This is a genomic window from Geobacillus sp. PLS 41 (assembly GCF_056494105.1).
In genome coordinates this window covers 179904-196030 of record NZ_CM151395.1, presented here as the reverse complement: position 1 = coordinate 196030, position 16127 = coordinate 179904, and the positions used below count along the sequence as shown (strand labels likewise).

Here is a 16127-nt window from a genome sequence, read left to right as displayed (position 1 = left end):
TATAATTGATATAAACATAGCTATATTTTCCCAAGATGAAAGAAATATGGAGGGGAAGGGCGGTTGTACCAGCATATTGTTGTAACGTGTGGTGTGTCGCTGTTGACAGGAAACAGGAACGTTTTCTCGATGAATCGGGATGAAATCATGGGGGAGATTCGTCCTTGGTTGAGCGCGGCCAACATCAATGAGGAAAAACAACGAAAAATTGACGAATGGATTCGTCATGCCAGGCAGTTTGCTCATGAGGCCGCCCGGGATCCCAACCGTGTGTCGGCGGAGTATTCGATGATTTATGAACTTCGTCGACAAGGGAAATTGGCGGAGAGGCCGACGGTTGTCCTCATTGCGACAGACACGGTGGGAGGACGGATTGTGGAAGCCGTGTTGACGAGATTGCTTGAGGAAGACTTTGCGGCAAATGTTCGCGTCATGTACGTGGATGTGGATGTGAATCATCCAAGACGGATGCAAGAGACATTGGGGGAATACATGTGGAAGGTGGCGGATGCTCTCTCCCACGGGGAACCGTCAACAACTTGTTTTGCGCCGATTGGCGGGTATAAAGTGATGACATCGTTGGGCTACATCGTCGGGGCGTTTCTGCACTACCCGACGGCTTATATGCATGAGGACGGCCAAGTGTTGCATGAGATTCCTCCTGTGCCCATACATATTGACGAGCAGTTTGTCCATGAGCATTTCGACTTGTTGCGGAAATGCCAGAAAGATATGGTCAGCGTGGATTCGCTTTCCTACCATGAAAAACAATGTGTTCTTCAGTATCCATTTTTGTTTCATCAAGAAGAGGAGTTGGTGTATTTAAGCGCGTTTGGGCAATTTTTGCTTGAGAATGAAAAATATAAACATTTGTTTGCGACAACGTACCTTGTATCGAAACAAGTCGCCGATCTACTTCGGCATAATCACCATCAGTCGTTGTTTGTGCACCAGCAGATGCGGGAGCTGGCGAAGAAGCTGAAGCATAAAGAGGGCGACGTTGCGGTGTTGCATCATGAAAAAGCCTTCAAAACGATCGATGGGCGCAAAGTGAAATATCACTTGTACAAAGGAGCCAGCAACGGGCAAACAGCGTTTCGCCTTGCCTACCGGTATGATGAGCGGGAAGATCGGCTGTACGCCAACTATTTATGGCTCGACCATAATCGTTATGAGCGGGAAGCGTCGAAAGGGAAAGGGATTTATGAAGATAATTCGCCGTTTGTCGATATGACGAGACGGTTGGTGGGAATGGAGAGATGAGCGTGGGAAGAAAAGTACTGTTGTCATTTCTCGGATTGAGCGATTATGAATATTGTTATTACACATACGAGGGCAACGTGTCTTCTTATACGCGTTTTATCCAGACAGCGGTGTATGAGTTGTTTCGCGGGGATGGGCCGATGGATGTGGTGGTGTTTGCGACGAAAGAGGCGCGGGAGCGGAATGGGCAAGACCGCTTGAAAGGGGAGGAGCGGCTGGAGGGCTTGACCACCGCTTTTCAGCGCATCGCCCCTGAGGCGAATGTGAAGCTCGTGGAAATGGAAAGCCGTCAGGATGAACAGGCCAATTGGCGGTTGTTTGACTGCATTCTGAATGAAATTCGGGAAGGGGATACGATTTATTTTGACATCACCCACAGTTTCCGTTCCATCCCGTTTGTCGCGCTCATCGTGTTGAACTACGCCCGCTTTGTGAAAAAAGCGGACATTGGCGCGATCGTTTACGGCTGGTTTGAAATGCTTGGGCGTCCAGCCGATGTCAAACAGCTGCCTCCAGAACGGCGGTTGGCGCCGATTGTCAATTTGACGGGCATGGCGGGGTTGCTCGATTGGACGAACGGGGTCGACCAATTTTTACGCACCGGAGATGCTTCCATCATTCGGGCGCTGACCAAGAAGGAAAACAGTGAAGTGTTCCGCAATCCGTCTTCGAGCCAAGAGATGCGGAAGGAGGTGGCGGGGTTAAACAAGTTGACGGAACAGCTCGATCAGACGGAGAAAGCGATCCGCACGTGCAGAAGCCTGCAAATCGATGAGGAAGTGCAGAAATTTCGCCAGCAGCTCGACCGTGTTCGTTCGTCGCCGACGGAAGCGATCAAACCGCTCGTTCCGTTGCTGGATGCCATGGAGAAAAAGTACGCGATGTTTGATGATGACCCGATTATGAACAGCTGGAAAGTTGTACGTTGGTGCCTGGATCACGGTCTTATTCAATCGGCGTTGACGATGTTGGAGGAAAACGGGGTGACGGCCATTTGCCGGGTGTTTGGGTTCGACCCGCGAAATGAGGGGATTCGGAGCGACGTTCATTCTGCCATTCAAATTTTGTTGCGCAATATTCCGAAGGACCAATGGCGTGTTCGTTCTATGGAGCGGGTCGAACAAATGGTCAACGCCTTGTCTCCTTATCGGAACGACTTGGAACCGTTTGGCTTGGTGAAGGAGCGGCGCAACGATATCAATCACGCTGGGGCGCGCCCGCAGCCGTTAAAAGCGGAAAAATTTTGGCCGGATGCCGAGACGACATTTAAGGAACTTTTTACATTCTTTGAGAAAATGTCGATGTTGGCAAAGTCGATGCAAACGTAAAGGAGAGCGGATGATGGAACGTTTGAAATGGAACGAAGCGTCTGCCATTGTTCAGTCGCCGTATCAGCTTGTTCTGTTGACGCCGGCCGCCATTCACGGGTTTGATCCGAAGGCAAAGGCGGAGTTTCGCATTCCGTCGCTGCGCGGGGTATGGCGGTACTGGTGGCGGACGTTGCAAAGCGAGACGAACCACCGCGATTTGCTTGCCAAAGAAGAAGAATGGTTTGGCGGCACGCGAGAGACGAAGCAGCAATCCCCCGTTCATTTATCCATGGCGGGCGTGATGGAAGGAACGAAACGGGAAAACATGTTGCCGCACCGCACATCTCCTGTGCCTGTCCCCGCCCTTCCTGCCGGTGGGGAGGTGACGGTGACGCTTTCGGTGCGGAAGCGGCATGAGCAGCTGCTTCCGGCGTATGAATGGCACTTTCAGTATATGCTTCACCTGGCGGGATTCGGGCAGCGGTCGCGCCGCGGGTTCGGAGCTGTGCAATGGACGGGGCATCAGTGGAATAACGTTGGGGAATACGCCAAAAGTTTGCGTACGGTGCTTGAGCACATCGGAGTGGCGGAGGCGTTTTCCTTTGCGGAGGACGGCTGCCTCGTGGCGCGCCGCGAGGACATTCGGACGCTGCACCCTGTGTTGTCCGCAGTGTGGATTGGGGAGGGGAAAGAAAGCGCCGCGGAAGTGACAAGGGCGTTTGGAAAAGCGTCGCATGAAGCGAACCGCTATGGAAATCTCGGTTTTGTGCAAGGAAGCAAAAAGCTTTCTTCGCCATTATGGTGCACGGTGAGAAAAATTGGGAATCGGTACCACCCGATTGTGACGGAAGTGAGAAGCGGCGGCTCGCGCTACAGCGAGCCGCGCTATGAGCGGGATCGAAACCGGTTTTTAGAGATCGTTGGGGTGAGGATATGACCAATCGCTATATCGTCATTTTTACGGTCGGGCCTGTGCAGTCGTTTATCGCTTCAGCCCGCAAAACGGAAGATTTTTGGAGCGGAAGTTATATTTTGTCCCACTTGGTGCGAGAGGCGATCAAACAGTTTTACCAATTGGACGCCAACTGTGAAGTCGTATACCCGCTCGTCACAAGGGAGGAGTTGCGGTCGCCATCTGCGCGGGATTTTCGCATTGCTTCGATCCCGAACCGCGTGACGGTGGTGATGAAGGGAACAGAAGAAAAGGTTGGCGGCTGGCTGCGCGAAGTGGAGGACAATGTTCGCCAAGTGTTTCTGGACTTCTGCTTTCAAGCCATTCGACGCGTGTTTCCACATCTCACTGCTGAAGAGTATGAATGGCTGGAGATGATGGTGGAACAACAAGTGCAGTCGTTTTTAGAAGTGTACTGGGTCGCTGAACCGTATGAGCCGTCCGCTTCGTTCCGGACCGTGCGTGAACGCGCCGAACGGCGGTTGGGGGCGCTGAAAAATGAGAAGCATTACATTCCTGTTTCCCAATCCGGCCTTGTTTGCTCCGTCTGCAAGGAAAGGGAGGCGTTGCGGCTTGCCGAGATGAAGGAAACGGATCATTACGGTGAGATCAAGCGGAAAACGCTCCACCTTTGGAAGCGGCGGGCGGCGGAATTTCAAGGAGCTGGGGGCGAAGAAGATGACCGCCGCGCGGGACGGATTCAAGACAATGAATTTTTATGCGGCATTTGTTTAGGAAAACGGGCCGCCCGCGATTATTTTTCCAAGTTGTTTGGCGCCTCGTTTTTGTCGTTTCCGTCTGTCCTCGAGATCGGAGCGGGCGATTATTACGCTGTGCTCATGATGGATGGGGACAACATGGGGAAATGGTTCTCCGGGGAGCGGAAAGAGGAGTATAGCGAAACGAGTAAAAAGTTGGCGCGATTTGCGAAAGAAGTCGTTCCTCAAATTGTCGAAGAACAATGCCACGGCAAGCTTGTTTATGCAGGAGGCGATGATGTTCTCGCCTTCTTGCCGACCGAGACGGTGCTGAAAGCGGCGGAGGAGCTCCGATTGGCGTTTGGCGATGAATGGAAAGGATTAGGTCATGGAGCGACCGCCTCGTTTGGCGTGGTCATCGCTCACAAAAAGTCGCCGCTCCATCTCGTTCTTAACGCTGTCAGAGCGTTGGAGAAAAAGGCGAAACAGTATTCCAACGACAAGACGGGGCAGCAAAAGGACGCCCTTGCTTTAGCGCTTCACACCCGCTCTGGTGAGATTTCGGAAGCGGTTCTCCCATGGATGATTGGGGGAGAGAAGGTTTCACAATTATTGGATCAATGGATTCATCTGTTGAAAACATCCCTGTCGCCGAACTTTATTTTTCATTTCGCTTCCGCGTTTGCCCCGCTGCTGCATGAGCGGCACTGTCCTAAATGGGAGAATGGCGACATGCTCGCGACAGAGCTTCGGCGTTTGCTTAAGCGGTCTGTAAAAGAGGGAAGCCATCTGAGCGTCCAAGAGATCGCCAATCACGCGCAAGTTCTTTTGTCTTTGCATGAAGCGGTTCGCAGCGGCTATGACTTTTTGTATCTGTTAAAGATATTGACCTTTTTCAAACGGAGCGAGGGGAACGGGCAATGACAAAATTAGTCTTGACACCGGTAGACACGTTTTTCTTTAAAAACCATCATGCGACGCAAGCGGGGGAGGCGACGGTGATGGAGTCGATATTCCCTCCGCGCCCGAATACGATTTACGGCGCGCTGCGGGCGGCGTACATTTATGCGTACAGCACGTTTGACGACTTTGCGAGGGGCAGTGATGAACAGGTGAGGAGATGGATGGGCACCCCGACAGAGCGGGGGCAGTTCTGTCTCCATTATTGCACGCTGGCGAAAGAAGACGTCTTGTTCTTTCCCCTGCCCTTTGATTATCAAGTCATAGAGGAGGAAAAATCGCTCAAAGCGTATCCATTGCAGCTTGTCCGAGACCGGAAGCTTTCGTCATCTTCTTCAATGTGGCGACTTGCTTCTTCACGGCGTGACAAAACGAAAAGTCCACAGCACTATTACGTCCCGATGGAGGAATGGAAGCAGGCGCTTCTGGAGAATAAGCCAATCTCTTCCCTTTGTTCATTGTCATCGTTCATCGCTTGGGAAGATAAGGTGGGAATTCAACTCGACACGTCCAGCCGAACAGCCCAAAAGGGGCTTTTATACCGGGTGGCGAAAGGGCGTTTTGTAGACGGGGCGTCCCTTGTCGCTTTCGTCGGTGATGGACCGGATTTCTCTGATGTCAAGTGGGCTCGGATCGGCGGGGAAAACCGGCCGTGGTCTGTCCGCCAGCAGCCGGAAATGCTTCGTATATGGAATCCGGACGAGAAAAAGAGGATTGAACAAGACATCGAGCGGACGAGGCTGGCAAAGATTATCTTTTTGTCCCCTGCGATTTTCGCCAACGGCTCTCGTCCGATTGCGATGGACGGTGATCGGTGGACATGGCCGAACGGAGCGGTGGTGACATGGCTTGCCGCTTCCATCGGACGACCGGAGTTGTACGGAGGATGGGACATCGTCCGACATCGTCCAAAACCGCGAAAATGGATGGTTCCAGCGGGTTCTGTCATTTACGTGAAGATCGAGCGGGATGATGATTTGCCCCATGTCTTTTCTGCCCTTGACGGTGTTCATTTCACTGATGAAGGGGCAGAGGAAGGGTTTGGGTTTGCGGTGATCACGAGTGCAAAAGAAAGCGAGGAGGAGTTGTAATGTATTCGATCGTACGGCCTTTTCTTATGCATGCCATTACGTCTGTCCATGCGGGGAGTGGGAGCGAGATCGGGTTTGTCGACTTGCCTATCCAGCGGGAGAAGCATACAGGATTTCCAAAAATCGAAAGCTCCTCGCTCAAAGGCGCGCTTCGGTATCACATGACACAGTCGCTTCCTGAAGATAGGAAGAAGCTTGAACTGATTTTCGGCGCGGACAAAGGACAGGAAAGCGTCACACAAGCGAGCGCCATTGCTCTGAGTGATGCACGTGTTTTGCTGTTTCCGGTTAAATCGCTTCGCGGCGTATTTGCTTGGATTACGTGCCCGTTTGTGATTGAGCGGTGGAATCAAGAGATGAGCGTTCATCAGCAATCGATCGGGAAAGAAGTTCAACTTCTTCCGATGCCCGCACCGAACACGGTCAGTTCCGACCGGTTGATGGCGGTCAATGGACGCATTGTGTTGGAGGAGTATGCGTTTTCGGTCACCGTCTCTTCTGAAGCGAAACAGCTGGCGGAACAACTTGCCGCCCTCCTTGGGGAGCATTGCCGCCTGCGTCTTGTAGATCGACTCGTTGTTCTCTCCGATGACGATTTCACGGATTTCGTCAAATTGTCGACCGAAATTAACGCGCGCATTCGCATTTCACCGGAGACAGGGACCGTTGACAACGGTGCGCTCTGGTATGAGGAAAATGTTCCGCCAGAAACGGTTTTTTACAGTTTCCTCTACATTGGTGATGTACGGGGAGACGGAATAGACGGTCTTGCGAAGGCTGCGGATATTGAACGGTACTTTCTGAATGAAAACAAATTTCCATCCGTCTTTCAGCTTGGCGGGAACAGTACATTAGGTCGCGGAATGATGAGAACGATTTGGGTGTGAACGGAGGAGAAGCCATGGAAACAAACGTGAAGCGTGTGGGGATTGAGAACGGGAGAGCCGCATTTGCGTTTCAAGAAGTGAAACAGGCAAAAGAACGATTGAGAGGAAGCTTCGAAAACTATCGTTCTTACGTCAAAAAAATGCCGTCCTTAATTCAAGTCAACGGTCTCGGACAAGCATTGGCGTTTTGTTTTCAAAAAGGGAAGGAATACAAGGCGATTTATCAATCCCTCGCAAAATGGATGAGGGAACAGTTTCCGGATCAATTTTCATCGGCAAACCAAGAACTCGTCGAGGCTGTCGTCAACTTATCGAGCGCTGATTACCGGTTATGGACGATGGAAGCCATGGCGCTGTTAGATTGGATGCGCAAGTTTGCCGACGGGATGGCGAAAGACGATGCAAAGGCGGCAGAGTAAGGAGGGGAGGGCATGCTTTTTCATCCAAAGGACACCCTAGAAGTCGTGCAAAAGGCCAATAAATCGATCGGGCATTTGGCGTACCATCTCCATTATTTTATTGAGCATCGGTGGAATGACCGTAAAAAAGTGTGGGAACCTTCGAAACAGTTGAAATCCGCCCCGATTCTCCCAGAGCTGAAAGAGGTTGGCGAGCAGCTGCGGGCGCAGCGAGAACAGGCCATGGTGGAATGGGCGCAAACAGGGGGAGTCAAGAAGCTGAAAGCCCGCCTCTCTGGCCGAATTGTCCACGGACTGGGCGCGGGGCATGTTCGCGAGACGTCATTGACGATCCACCCCGTGTACGGTCTTCCTTACATTCCTGCCTCCAGTCTGAAAGGCCTTGTGCGCCATTGGTTTATCGAGGCGTATTGCGAAGGGGACGAGAAACGGCTCGGCGAGCATGAAGACGGACGCGCGATTTTTGGGACGCAAGGCAATAAAGGACAGGTGCAGTTTTACGACATCTTTCTCATCGATGGATTGCGGTTGGAAAAGGATGTGCTCGCTGTACATATGAAGGAGTATTATGAGGGAAAAAACGCTGCGACAGATAATCAAAAACCTGTTCCCGTTTCGTTTTGGACGGTCATGGCTGCAGAGGCAGACATTTATTTAACGGCCTATGGCTTTCGAGACGATGAAAAAACCGCCCGTTTGTTGGAGGCAGCATCGTTATACACAAAACAGGCGTTGATGGAATGGGGGATCGGTTCGAAAACATCGTCAGGCTACGGTCGATTTTCTGAAGTGGACGACGTGACGGAAACCGAATTCCTCCCAATGGTGCAAAAAGAGCGCGCCCGTCTTGAGCGTCGAAAAATCGAGCAGGAAATGGTGGAGCGAAAGAGACGCGAGGAAGAAGAACGAGCAAGGCTGGCTCTTCTCTCCCCCGAAGAACGGTTGGTGGCCGAAATTGAACGGCTCGCCGACAGCGAAGCGGATAAGCAGCGAAGCAAAGACGTGCTGTACCAGCAAGTCCTTGAGCAGCGAAACAAACAAGCCGCCCTTGCCTTGCAGGCGTATTGGCAACGCATCGGCGAATGGGGAAAAGGCATCAGCAAAAAACAAAAGCAAAAAATTGACAAGCTTCAACAGCTGCTAAATGACGAATGACACCATCCCAGTTGTCGTCGACCCCCATTGTGTCCAAATCCGGGGGATCGACGACAAGATTTCGAACTTCAATAGAACCTGTTTTCTTTTATGGATAGATCATTTCTCTAGATGAGCAAATGAACTGTAATAAATTTGCAACCAAACAAAAAAGGAGACATGAACCGGACTCCTTGGTTAGAATCAATGTGCCAACCATTCCTACAGGTTCATGTCTCATGAATGGATAAGCACGTTATCAAGGAGCTCACAAGTTTTTCATAACATTGGGGTTCACCTTTTCGGTTTTGAAGCATCACGTTCGTCTCGTCGCCGCCTTGATCACCAAGGGATTTTCCGGAACGTTGACCGTTCTCGATGATGCAATCAAAAACCAGCCTCATGCCGACTAAGGGGCCCCTTGTTTGCCTCTCTTAAAAATGCACATCTACTAATTTGAAGGCAGGATTCTGACACAATGTGCTGATGTACATCCTAGCTCTCCATTTTTTCTATCTTCCATGCAGGATTTTTGCCTCTTGCCCGCGAATCGATATGTTGAACATGTTCAAAGAGGGGTGATGGAATGGCCATTGACCATGACCGGCTGTTCAAAGAACTGATCCAAACGTTCTTCGAAGAGTTTCTCCTTCTCTTTTTCCCCGACATCCACGAGCATATCGATTTCCGCCATTTGTCCTTTTTGTCCGAAGAACTGTTCACTGATGTGACCGCAGGAGAAAAGTACCGCGTCGATCTGTTGGTCGAGACGAAGCTGAAAGGAGAAGATGGGCTGATCATCGTTCATGTGGAGAATCAAAGCTACGTGCAGCCATCGTTTCCAGAGCGCATGTTTGTCTATTTCAGCCGTCTGTTTGAAAAATACCGCACCCGCATCGTTCCGATCGCCGTCTTCAGCCATGATGCCCTCCGCGAGGAGCCGTCCGTGTTTTCGATCGAGTTTCCCTTTGGCGAGGTGCTGCAGTTCCGCTTTTTCCCGGTGGAGTTGCGCAAGAAACATTGGCGGGACTACATCCGGCATGACAATCCGATCGCGGCTGCCCTCCTTGGCAAAATGGGGTATACTGAAAGTGAGAAAGTCGAGTTGAAAAAAGAGTTTTTGCGCATGTTGGTGCGATTGGAGCTGGATGAAGCGAGGCAGCGGCTGCTCTTGGGTTTTTTTGAAACGTATGTGAAGTTGTCGGAGGAGGAAGAGCAACAACTCCAAAGAGAGGTGAGGGCGATGGAAACGAAAGAAAAAGAGAACGTGTTGGAGCTGATCATTTCCTATGAGCAAAAGGGAAGGAAACAAGGGTTGGAAGAAGGCATCAAACAAGGAATGAAACAGGGAATGAAACAAGGAATGAAACAGCTGATTCGTAACATGGCACGCAAAGGAATGACGGTGGAAGACATTGCTCGGTTGGTGGATCTTTCAGAGGAAGATGTTCGGGGATTGCTTAGAGAGTAGGGAAATCAAACACAAGAGGTGGCCATCTAACGAGGGTATTTCGATGTGATGATTGTGGAATTGAACTTGACAGAGATCGAAACGACAGTATCAATCTTTCGAGATATCCTGCATAGCGACTGGTACCGTGAGTTGCACGGGAAGTGAAGCCTTCGGAGCGTCAATCAAACGAGAGCAGTTTCGGCGAAATCGGACAAGGATCAAGCAGGGAATGAAGCATGGGATTGAACAAGGACGCCAAAAAGGATCGAGGAAGGGAAACCCGACATCGCGAAGGAAATGTTGATGAAAGGGTAGGATATCGACACGATCCACGAACTGACCGGGCTGCCGGCGGAAAAGATCGAACAGCCGAAGAAGTCAACCCGCCTTTGCATTGTCGTCGACCTCCAATCATGCAAAAAACCCGGGGGATCGACGACAATGGTTTTTGACGCTCCAAGCCTACAGCCATCACGATTGAAAGTCATTGACAGAATTTTTGAAACGTGCTATGCTGAAAATAGCTCCAAACCGAAAAGCTTGATGGAACAAGCCTTTTTGGGGTTTTTATCGTACCTATGAGGGATTGAAACTCGCGAAGATGTTGAGAAGTATAAACAGCAAGTCGAGTTTTTATCGTACCTATGAGGGATTGAAACGACGGGGGAAGTTTCGCCCACACGAAGCACGAAAAAGGTTTTTATCGTACCTATGAGGGATTGAAACCAAGAAGCGATCGAGGACAAAGCAGAAAACATCGCCAGTTTTTATCGTACCTATGAGGGATTGAAACTCGCTGAAACAGCTGACTCGGTACAGTGAAGCCGAGTTTTTATCGTACCTATGAGGGATTGAAACACACAACGGTACGGACATATCAGCTGACGCCGGAGCGTTTTTATCGTACCTATGAGGGATTGAAACTCCACGCTTGTAGTGAAAACAACAGCCGGAACTACGTTTTTATCGTACCTATGAGGGATTGAAACGCCGAGGCCGAGGCGAAAGCGTTGGTGAAACTATTGCCCAGTTTTTATCGTACCTATGAGGGATTGAAACGCATCTCGTTCCGGATGCGTGTCAGCACATTCAGCACATGTTTTTATCGTACCTATGAGGGATTGAAACAGGCTCGCTATGGCTACGACAACATCAGTGGAATACGTTTTTATCGTACCTATGAGGGATTGAAACTTATATCATCATTTGGTGATTTGTAAACATCTTTTCGTTTTTATCGTACCTATGAGGGATTGAAACCAATCTCAAAAACTCGGTTGCGATCATCGAGCGATGTTTTTATCGTACCTATGAGGGATTGAAACCGTTTCCCAGCTCGAAAAAGTGGCGCAGAAGCAACAAAGTTTTTATCGTACCTATGAGGGATTGAAACCTATTTCCCCAAGCGTGTGCTGGCACGCTGCAAGCATAGTTTTTATCGTACCTATGAGGGATTGAAACCATTCGATATATGGACGACGTCATTGTACTGCACGAAAGTTTTTATCGTACCTATGAGGGATTGAAACACCAAACAACTCAACCAATTTTTTAAAACTAATTCCCGTTTTTATCGTACCTATGAGGGATTGAAACACCGTCTACCCATTCAACAAGAAAGGCTGTTTTTCTGTTTTTATCGTACCTATGAGGGATTGAAACTAAGCGTCTGTCAATGTTTCTTGACGTTCGCTTTCGTTTTTATCGTACCTATGAGGGATTGAAACTCTATGAAACCCTTCGTACCGAAGAGAAACAGCGGTACTAGTTTTTATCGTACCTATGAGGGATTGAAACTGATCGCTCTGGCCGCAGTTAACTTATTAAATTTATCGAGTTTTTATCGTACCTATGAGGGATTGAAACTGAAAATCAGCAGATATTGCAAAAGCTCGAGGAAGTTTTTATCGTACCTATGAGGGATTGAAACTCAAAGGTTGGCGTGATTACTAACGCTGTGAGAAAGTTTTTATCGTACCTATGAGGGATTGAAACTTCAGTCACTCCTTGTTCTGTAGATTCGTTTTGGCGTTTTTATCGTACCTATGAGGGATTGAAACCCTCAACCACTTTAAGTGTCTTTTTGAGGTCGCCCCGTTTTTATCGTACCTATGAGGGATTGAAACCGGGTTTTGTTGGTTCCGGAAAGTCGTACAATGCTACACGTTTTTATCGTACCTATGAGGGATTGAAACAAATTTTTCAATATCCCCCTAATATAGCTCCATCTCCGGTTTTTATCGTACCTATGAGGGATTGAAACAAGATATTGCGATCAACGAGGCGGTCGAACTGGATAAGGTTTTTATCGTACCTATGAGGGATTGAAACACGGACGAGATGCCCGTAAACAAACCTGTTTTGGCTTTCAGTTTTTATCGTACCTATGAGGGATTGAAACTCTTGTCCGGCTTCGAAGCCGAAAACCAGCCAAGATTCGTTTTTATCGTACCTATGAGGGATTGAAACGTGACAAACGGGCTTGCAAGTAAGAAACTAGCGATTGTTTTTATCGTACCTATGAGGGATTGAAACTCTCTAGAAATAGAGGTGAAGGAAATTGCAAAACGTGTTTTTATCGTACCTATGAGGGATTGAAACGCTCGAGATTTTCGATATGGTCAATCAAGTTCATGTTTTTATCGTACCTATGAGGGATTGAAACACCTTTAGCTCCTTCGCTGTGTCTCGGAAATTTGTCGTTTTTATCGTACCTATGAGGGATTGAAACCCGTTTGACCTTTATAATATTTTGGCTGTTATCAATGGTTTTTATCGTACCTACGAGGGATTGAAACCGGAGTCGGCCGCTTTCTCCACGCGTTTCCGCCCAGTTTTTGTCGCGCCTATAAGAGGCGAAACCCTCTTCAATGTCACGCCATCGTATGAACGTCTTCCGTTTGAAGAAACCGGATGGCTGCACTTCCCCGATCGACCGCTTCGTTTTGCTTCGGCTGCTCATTCTTGCGCCGCTTGCTTTGCAGGAAGCCGCTTTTTTGTTTCGCACATGGAGAACGTTTTGGCATCTGCTTTTTTTGTATGGCCCCATTGATCCACCAGGCATGGTTGTTCACCGCCTTTCTTTGCCGCTGCTGCATTTCCTCAGTCCGATGCGATATACTTGACATGGGAACAATCACGCTTCTTTCTCGTTCACCGTCGTGTCGGCGGACATGCTGCGTTGGCGTTGGACGGTTTGAAAGAAGGCGGAGAAAAGCGACAGGGGTGGGATGGATGCGCCGCAAACTTCGCGATCTTGGTTTTTCCATCGGCACGCTTCCGACAGGGGAGCGCAATCAAGTCACCGATGTGCCTGGGGTGCGGGTCGGTCATGTGACGATTCGGGAAGATATGAATGAGCGGACAGTGATCCGCACTGGGGTGACGGCGGTGTTGCCGCATGGGGGCAACTGGTTTTTGGAGAAGGTGCCCGCGGCTTGTTTTGTTTTGAACGGTTTTGGGAAAACGGTCGGGTTGGTGCAGGTCGAGGAACTTGGGTTGATCGAGTCGCCGATTATGCTGACCAATACGTTCAGTGTCGGCGCTGTCTGGCAAGGGACGCTTGAGTATATGCTTGCGATGACGCCGGAGATCGGAGATACGACCGGGTCGGCCAACATTGTCGTCGGGGAATGCAATGACAGCTATTTGAATACGGCGCGGGCGCTTTCGGTGACGAAGGAGCATGCGAAAGAGGCGATTGCCGCGGCGCGGGTGGAGATGGAAGAAGGAGAGGTCGGGGCAGGAACGGGGATGATGTGTTTCGGTTGGAAAGGGGGCGTTGGCAGCTCGTCGCGGGTCGTGAGCAGGGGATATACGTGTTTTTTGCAAGAAAAAAGTGCAGAGTATTGCAGTATATAAATTCGTTTATACCGCATAAAAATTCAATCTGAATTCTCGCTATTAAGGGCTTGACATGGAGCCTCTGCAGCCATGATTCTTTTGCCAAGCGGCCAGCTGTAACAGATTTGGCAAACCCAAACAGGTTATCATGGCTACCCCTCCATGTAAAGCCCCTCTGCATAACCATTTGCATAGAAATTTTGCACATCTCTGCACTTTAATTTTGCAATAAACAGATATACGGTCGGGGCGCTGGTCGTGAGCAATTTCGGGCGGCGTGAAGAGCTGCGGTTTGTGCCGTATGTGCCGCCGTCGTTTGATGAACGGGATGTGCCGGCTGGTTCGATTATGATGATCGTCGCGACCGATGCGCCGCTTGATGCGCGGCAGTTGAAGCGGCTGGCGAAGCGGGCGGCGGTGGGGCTGGCGCGGACGGGAAGCCACGTTCATCATGGCAGCGGCGACATCGTCATCGCCTTTTCGACGGCATACACGGTTCCGCATTTTGTGGATTCAGCGCATCAGGCGCTGCCGCCGCTTGTCCGCGATGATGCGCCGCTCATGAACGAGTTGTTTCAGGCGGCTGTTGAGGCGACAGAGGAAGCGATTTGGAATTCATTGACGATGGCGGAGACGACGACCGGGCGAAATGGACGCGTCGGGGAAGCGATTCCGTATTCGTTGCTTCGATGGATCAAATGGACGGAGAAATGAAACGATGAGAGGAAACGGCCCGAAAGGAATGGTTCTTCGGGCCGTTTCGTTTTTTCTGCCGCGCCTCTTGCCGCTGTGGTTGTCAGTACCGACTATGGAGACGATGTGTCCAAGCGGCGATCTTCTCTTTCATTTCCTCGCGCCATGCACGGTCATGCGTCGCATACCCGACCAATGCGCCGGTGGCGATCAACAAGAGACCAGATAAGACGAAAATGGAGGAAATGGAAAAGAACCCTGCGATCGCGCCTGCGGCGGTCGGGCCAGTCAAGTTGCCGAGGAAGCGGCTGCTTGCCGTGACGCCGAACACCCGCCCTTGAATGCGGCGCGGGCTTTGCGCGTTGATGAGCGCTTGAATAGACGGCCATACGCCGCCAACAACAAGCCCTTGCAAGAAGCGCCACACGTACAGCTCATAAATGTTGTCCGTCCATACTTGCGGCAAGGCGAACAAGCCGGACAGCACAAGCAGTATCGGTAATGTTTTCTCCTGCCCGATTCGGTCGCCGAGTTTCCCTAAGTACGGTGCGCCGATGATCGTCGCGATGCCGGTGATCGACGAGGCGAGGCCGGATAGAAAGGCGAGATTGCTAGAATGGCCGATGAGCGATTGGACAAAAATCGTCATCATCGAGTTGACGCCAAGAACCGCAATTTGCACGAGAAACGTGGCGATAAATAAGACGATGAGCGGCCGGTGTCTGAATACTTCTTTGAAGCTGGCCTTGTTTTCTTTTGTCTGCGGCACGACGGGATCTTTTTCGAGCCAAAAAATGACCGGCAAGAGCGTCAGTAAAATGCAAAGCCCGGTCACGAGAAACACCGGGCGGAAGCCGAACAGGTCGGATAAGGCGCCGCCGATGAGCGGCCCGATGATGTTGCCGGCGATGCTTCCCGTCTGCAGCGTCCCGAGCGCCTCGCCGCTATGGTCTCTCGGCACAACGCGGGCCAAGTATGAAAACGAGACAGTGATAAATCCAGAGAAAAAGCCGACAAGAAATCGGAGAGCAAGCAGCGCCATCGGTGAGGCGGCGAACGCCATGCATCCGGTGATCAAGCCCATGCCGATCCCCGCGCGGATGAGGTTGGCGCGCTGGCCGTACTTATCGGCGAATACCCCCCAAATCGGCGCCATGACAGCGGCTGATAGGAACGTGACGGAAAACACAAGTCCTGTCCAGATGCTCAAGGCGTGGTGCTCAGTGACGCCCATTTGCCATAAAAAGAGCGACAAAAAGGGAATGACCATCGTCATCCCGGCAGAAACCATGAAATTGCACAGCCAAAGAACGCGGACGCTTCGCTTCCAGTTCATAGGAGGTCATCTCCTGTATTATTTCGTTTCTCTAATGATTTTACCACGATGGAAAAACAAAGGAAACGATTTTGCTTCCGAACGGGGG

At 50.5% G+C, this 16127-nt stretch carries 11 protein-coding genes, 4 pseudogenes and 1 CRISPR repeat array; of the genes and pseudogenes, 14 read left to right on the top strand and 1 reads right to left on the bottom strand.

What is annotated here, in order from left to right; translation table 11 throughout:
* Window positions 1-63: 63 nt before the first annotated feature.
* From ACVX3G_RS00885 to ACVX3G_RS00820, 14 genes and pseudogenes are all read left to right on the top strand, one after another.
* Window positions 64-1263, top strand: coding sequence for a putative CRISPR-associated protein (locus ACVX3G_RS00885; protein WP_025039251.1), 1200 nt, complete (start codon window positions 64-66; stop codon window positions 1261-1263).
* A complete protein-coding gene (gene csx2 / locus ACVX3G_RS00880) occupies window positions 1260-2591 on the top strand; it encodes a TIGR02221 family CRISPR-associated protein (protein WP_240432163.1) in 1332 nt (443 codons plus the stop codon). The genes ACVX3G_RS00885 and csx2 overlap by 4 nt, the downstream gene beginning before the upstream one ends.
* A gap of 10 nt (window positions 2592-2601) precedes the next feature.
* On the top strand, window positions 2602-3510 hold the full coding sequence (locus tag ACVX3G_RS00875) for an RAMP superfamily CRISPR-associated protein (protein ID WP_020279859.1): 909 nt from the start codon (window positions 2602-2604) through the stop codon (window positions 3508-3510).
* Window positions 3507-5147, top strand: a complete 1641-nt coding sequence (gene cas10 / locus ACVX3G_RS00870) for a type III-B CRISPR-associated protein Cas10/Cmr2 (RefSeq protein ID WP_020279860.1) — start codon at window positions 3507-3509, stop codon at window positions 5145-5147. The genes ACVX3G_RS00875 and cas10 overlap by 4 nt, the downstream gene beginning before the upstream one ends.
* Window positions 5144-6274, top strand: coding sequence for a type III-B CRISPR module-associated Cmr3 family protein (locus tag ACVX3G_RS00865; RefSeq protein ID WP_025039254.1), 1131 nt, complete (start codon window positions 5144-5146; stop codon window positions 6272-6274). The genes cas10 and ACVX3G_RS00865 overlap by 4 nt, the downstream gene beginning before the upstream one ends.
* Window positions 6274-7161: a type III-B CRISPR module RAMP protein Cmr4 gene (cmr4, locus tag ACVX3G_RS00860; RefSeq protein WP_025039255.1), complete on the top strand. Its 888-nt coding sequence runs from the start codon at window positions 6274-6276 to the stop codon at window positions 7159-7161. The genes ACVX3G_RS00865 and cmr4 overlap by 1 nt, the downstream gene beginning before the upstream one ends.
* A gap of 14 nt (window positions 7162-7175) precedes the next feature.
* A complete protein-coding gene (gene cmr5 / locus ACVX3G_RS00855) occupies window positions 7176-7580 on the top strand; it encodes a type III-B CRISPR module-associated protein Cmr5 (RefSeq protein WP_025039256.1) in 405 nt (134 codons plus the stop codon).
* Between the two features lie 12 nt (window positions 7581-7592).
* Window positions 7593-8735 carry a type III-B CRISPR module RAMP protein Cmr6 gene (gene cmr6 / locus ACVX3G_RS00850; protein WP_020279790.1) on the top strand — a complete coding sequence of 381 codons (1143 nt, stop codon included), beginning with the start codon at window positions 7593-7595 and terminating at the stop codon, window positions 8733-8735.
* A 218-nt stretch (window positions 8736-8953) separates the two neighbouring features.
* Window positions 8954-9091, top strand: a pseudogene (locus ACVX3G_RS00845) (IS701 family transposase); the annotation flags it as partial.
* Between the two features lie 209 nt (window positions 9092-9300).
* Window positions 9301-10185 carry an Rpn family recombination-promoting nuclease/putative transposase gene (locus ACVX3G_RS00840; protein WP_020279792.1) on the top strand — a complete coding sequence of 295 codons (885 nt, stop codon included), beginning with the start codon at window positions 9301-9303 and terminating at the stop codon, window positions 10183-10185.
* Between the two features lie 32 nt (window positions 10186-10217).
* Window positions 10218-10301: pseudogene (locus ACVX3G_RS00835) on the top strand (hypothetical protein); the annotation flags it as partial.
* 429 nt (window positions 10302-10730) lie between these two features.
* Window positions 10731-12965: direct repeats of the CRISPR family, unit length 30 nt; unit sequence GTTTTTATCGTACCTATGAGGGATTGAAAC.
* A 72-nt stretch (window positions 12966-13037) separates the two neighbouring features.
* Window positions 13038-13292 (top strand): hypothetical protein, encoded by a 255-nt coding sequence (locus ACVX3G_RS00830; RefSeq protein ID WP_156773240.1) that lies wholly within the window; start codon window positions 13038-13040, stop codon window positions 13290-13292.
* A 109-nt stretch (window positions 13293-13401) separates the two neighbouring features.
* A pseudogene (locus tag ACVX3G_RS00825) lies at window positions 13402-13979 on the top strand (P1 family peptidase); the annotation flags it as partial.
* 268 nt (window positions 13980-14247) lie between these two features.
* A pseudogene (locus tag ACVX3G_RS00820) lies at window positions 14248-14724 on the top strand (P1 family peptidase); the annotation flags it as partial.
* Window positions 14725-14806: 82 nt separating this feature from the next.
* On the opposite strand, the gene ACVX3G_RS00815 reads toward ACVX3G_RS00820, so the two are convergent.
* Entirely contained in the window at window positions 14807-16039 is a 1233-nt protein-coding gene (locus tag ACVX3G_RS00815) for an MFS transporter (RefSeq protein WP_014194810.1), read from the bottom strand.
* Between the last annotated feature and the right edge of the window lie 88 nt (window positions 16040-16127).

What these genes read in the sequence shown, in the direction of transcription:
- csx2 (WP_240432163.1), top strand. Translation starts at nt 1,260, where the DNA reads ATGAGCGTGGGAAGAAAAGTACTGTTGTCATTTCTCGGATTGAGCGAT.
- ACVX3G_RS00875 (WP_020279859.1), top strand. Translation starts at nt 2,602, where the DNA reads ATGATGGAACGTTTGAAATGGAACGAAGCGTCTGCCATTGTTCAGTCG.
- cas10 (WP_020279860.1), top strand. Translation starts at nt 3,507, where the DNA reads ATGACCAATCGCTATATCGTCATTTTTACGGTCGGGCCTGTGCAGTCG.
- ACVX3G_RS00865 (WP_025039254.1), top strand. Translation starts at nt 5,144, where the DNA reads ATGACAAAATTAGTCTTGACACCGGTAGACACGTTTTTCTTTAAAAAC.
- cmr4 (WP_025039255.1), top strand. Translation starts at nt 6,274, where the DNA reads ATGTATTCGATCGTACGGCCTTTTCTTATGCATGCCATTACGTCTGTC.
- cmr5 (WP_025039256.1), top strand. Translation starts at nt 7,176, where the DNA reads ATGGAAACAAACGTGAAGCGTGTGGGGATTGAGAACGGGAGAGCCGCA.
- cmr6 (WP_020279790.1), top strand. Translation starts at nt 7,593, where the DNA reads ATGCTTTTTCATCCAAAGGACACCCTAGAAGTCGTGCAAAAGGCCAAT.
- ACVX3G_RS00840 (WP_020279792.1), top strand. Translation starts at nt 9,301, where the DNA reads ATGGCCATTGACCATGACCGGCTGTTCAAAGAACTGATCCAAACGTTC.
- ACVX3G_RS00830 (WP_156773240.1), top strand. Translation starts at nt 13,038, where the DNA reads ATGTCACGCCATCGTATGAACGTCTTCCGTTTGAAGAAACCGGATGGC.
- ACVX3G_RS00815 (WP_014194810.1), bottom strand. Translation starts at nt 16,039, where the DNA reads ATGAACTGGAAGCGAAGCGTCCGCGTTCTTTGGCTGTGCAATTTCATG.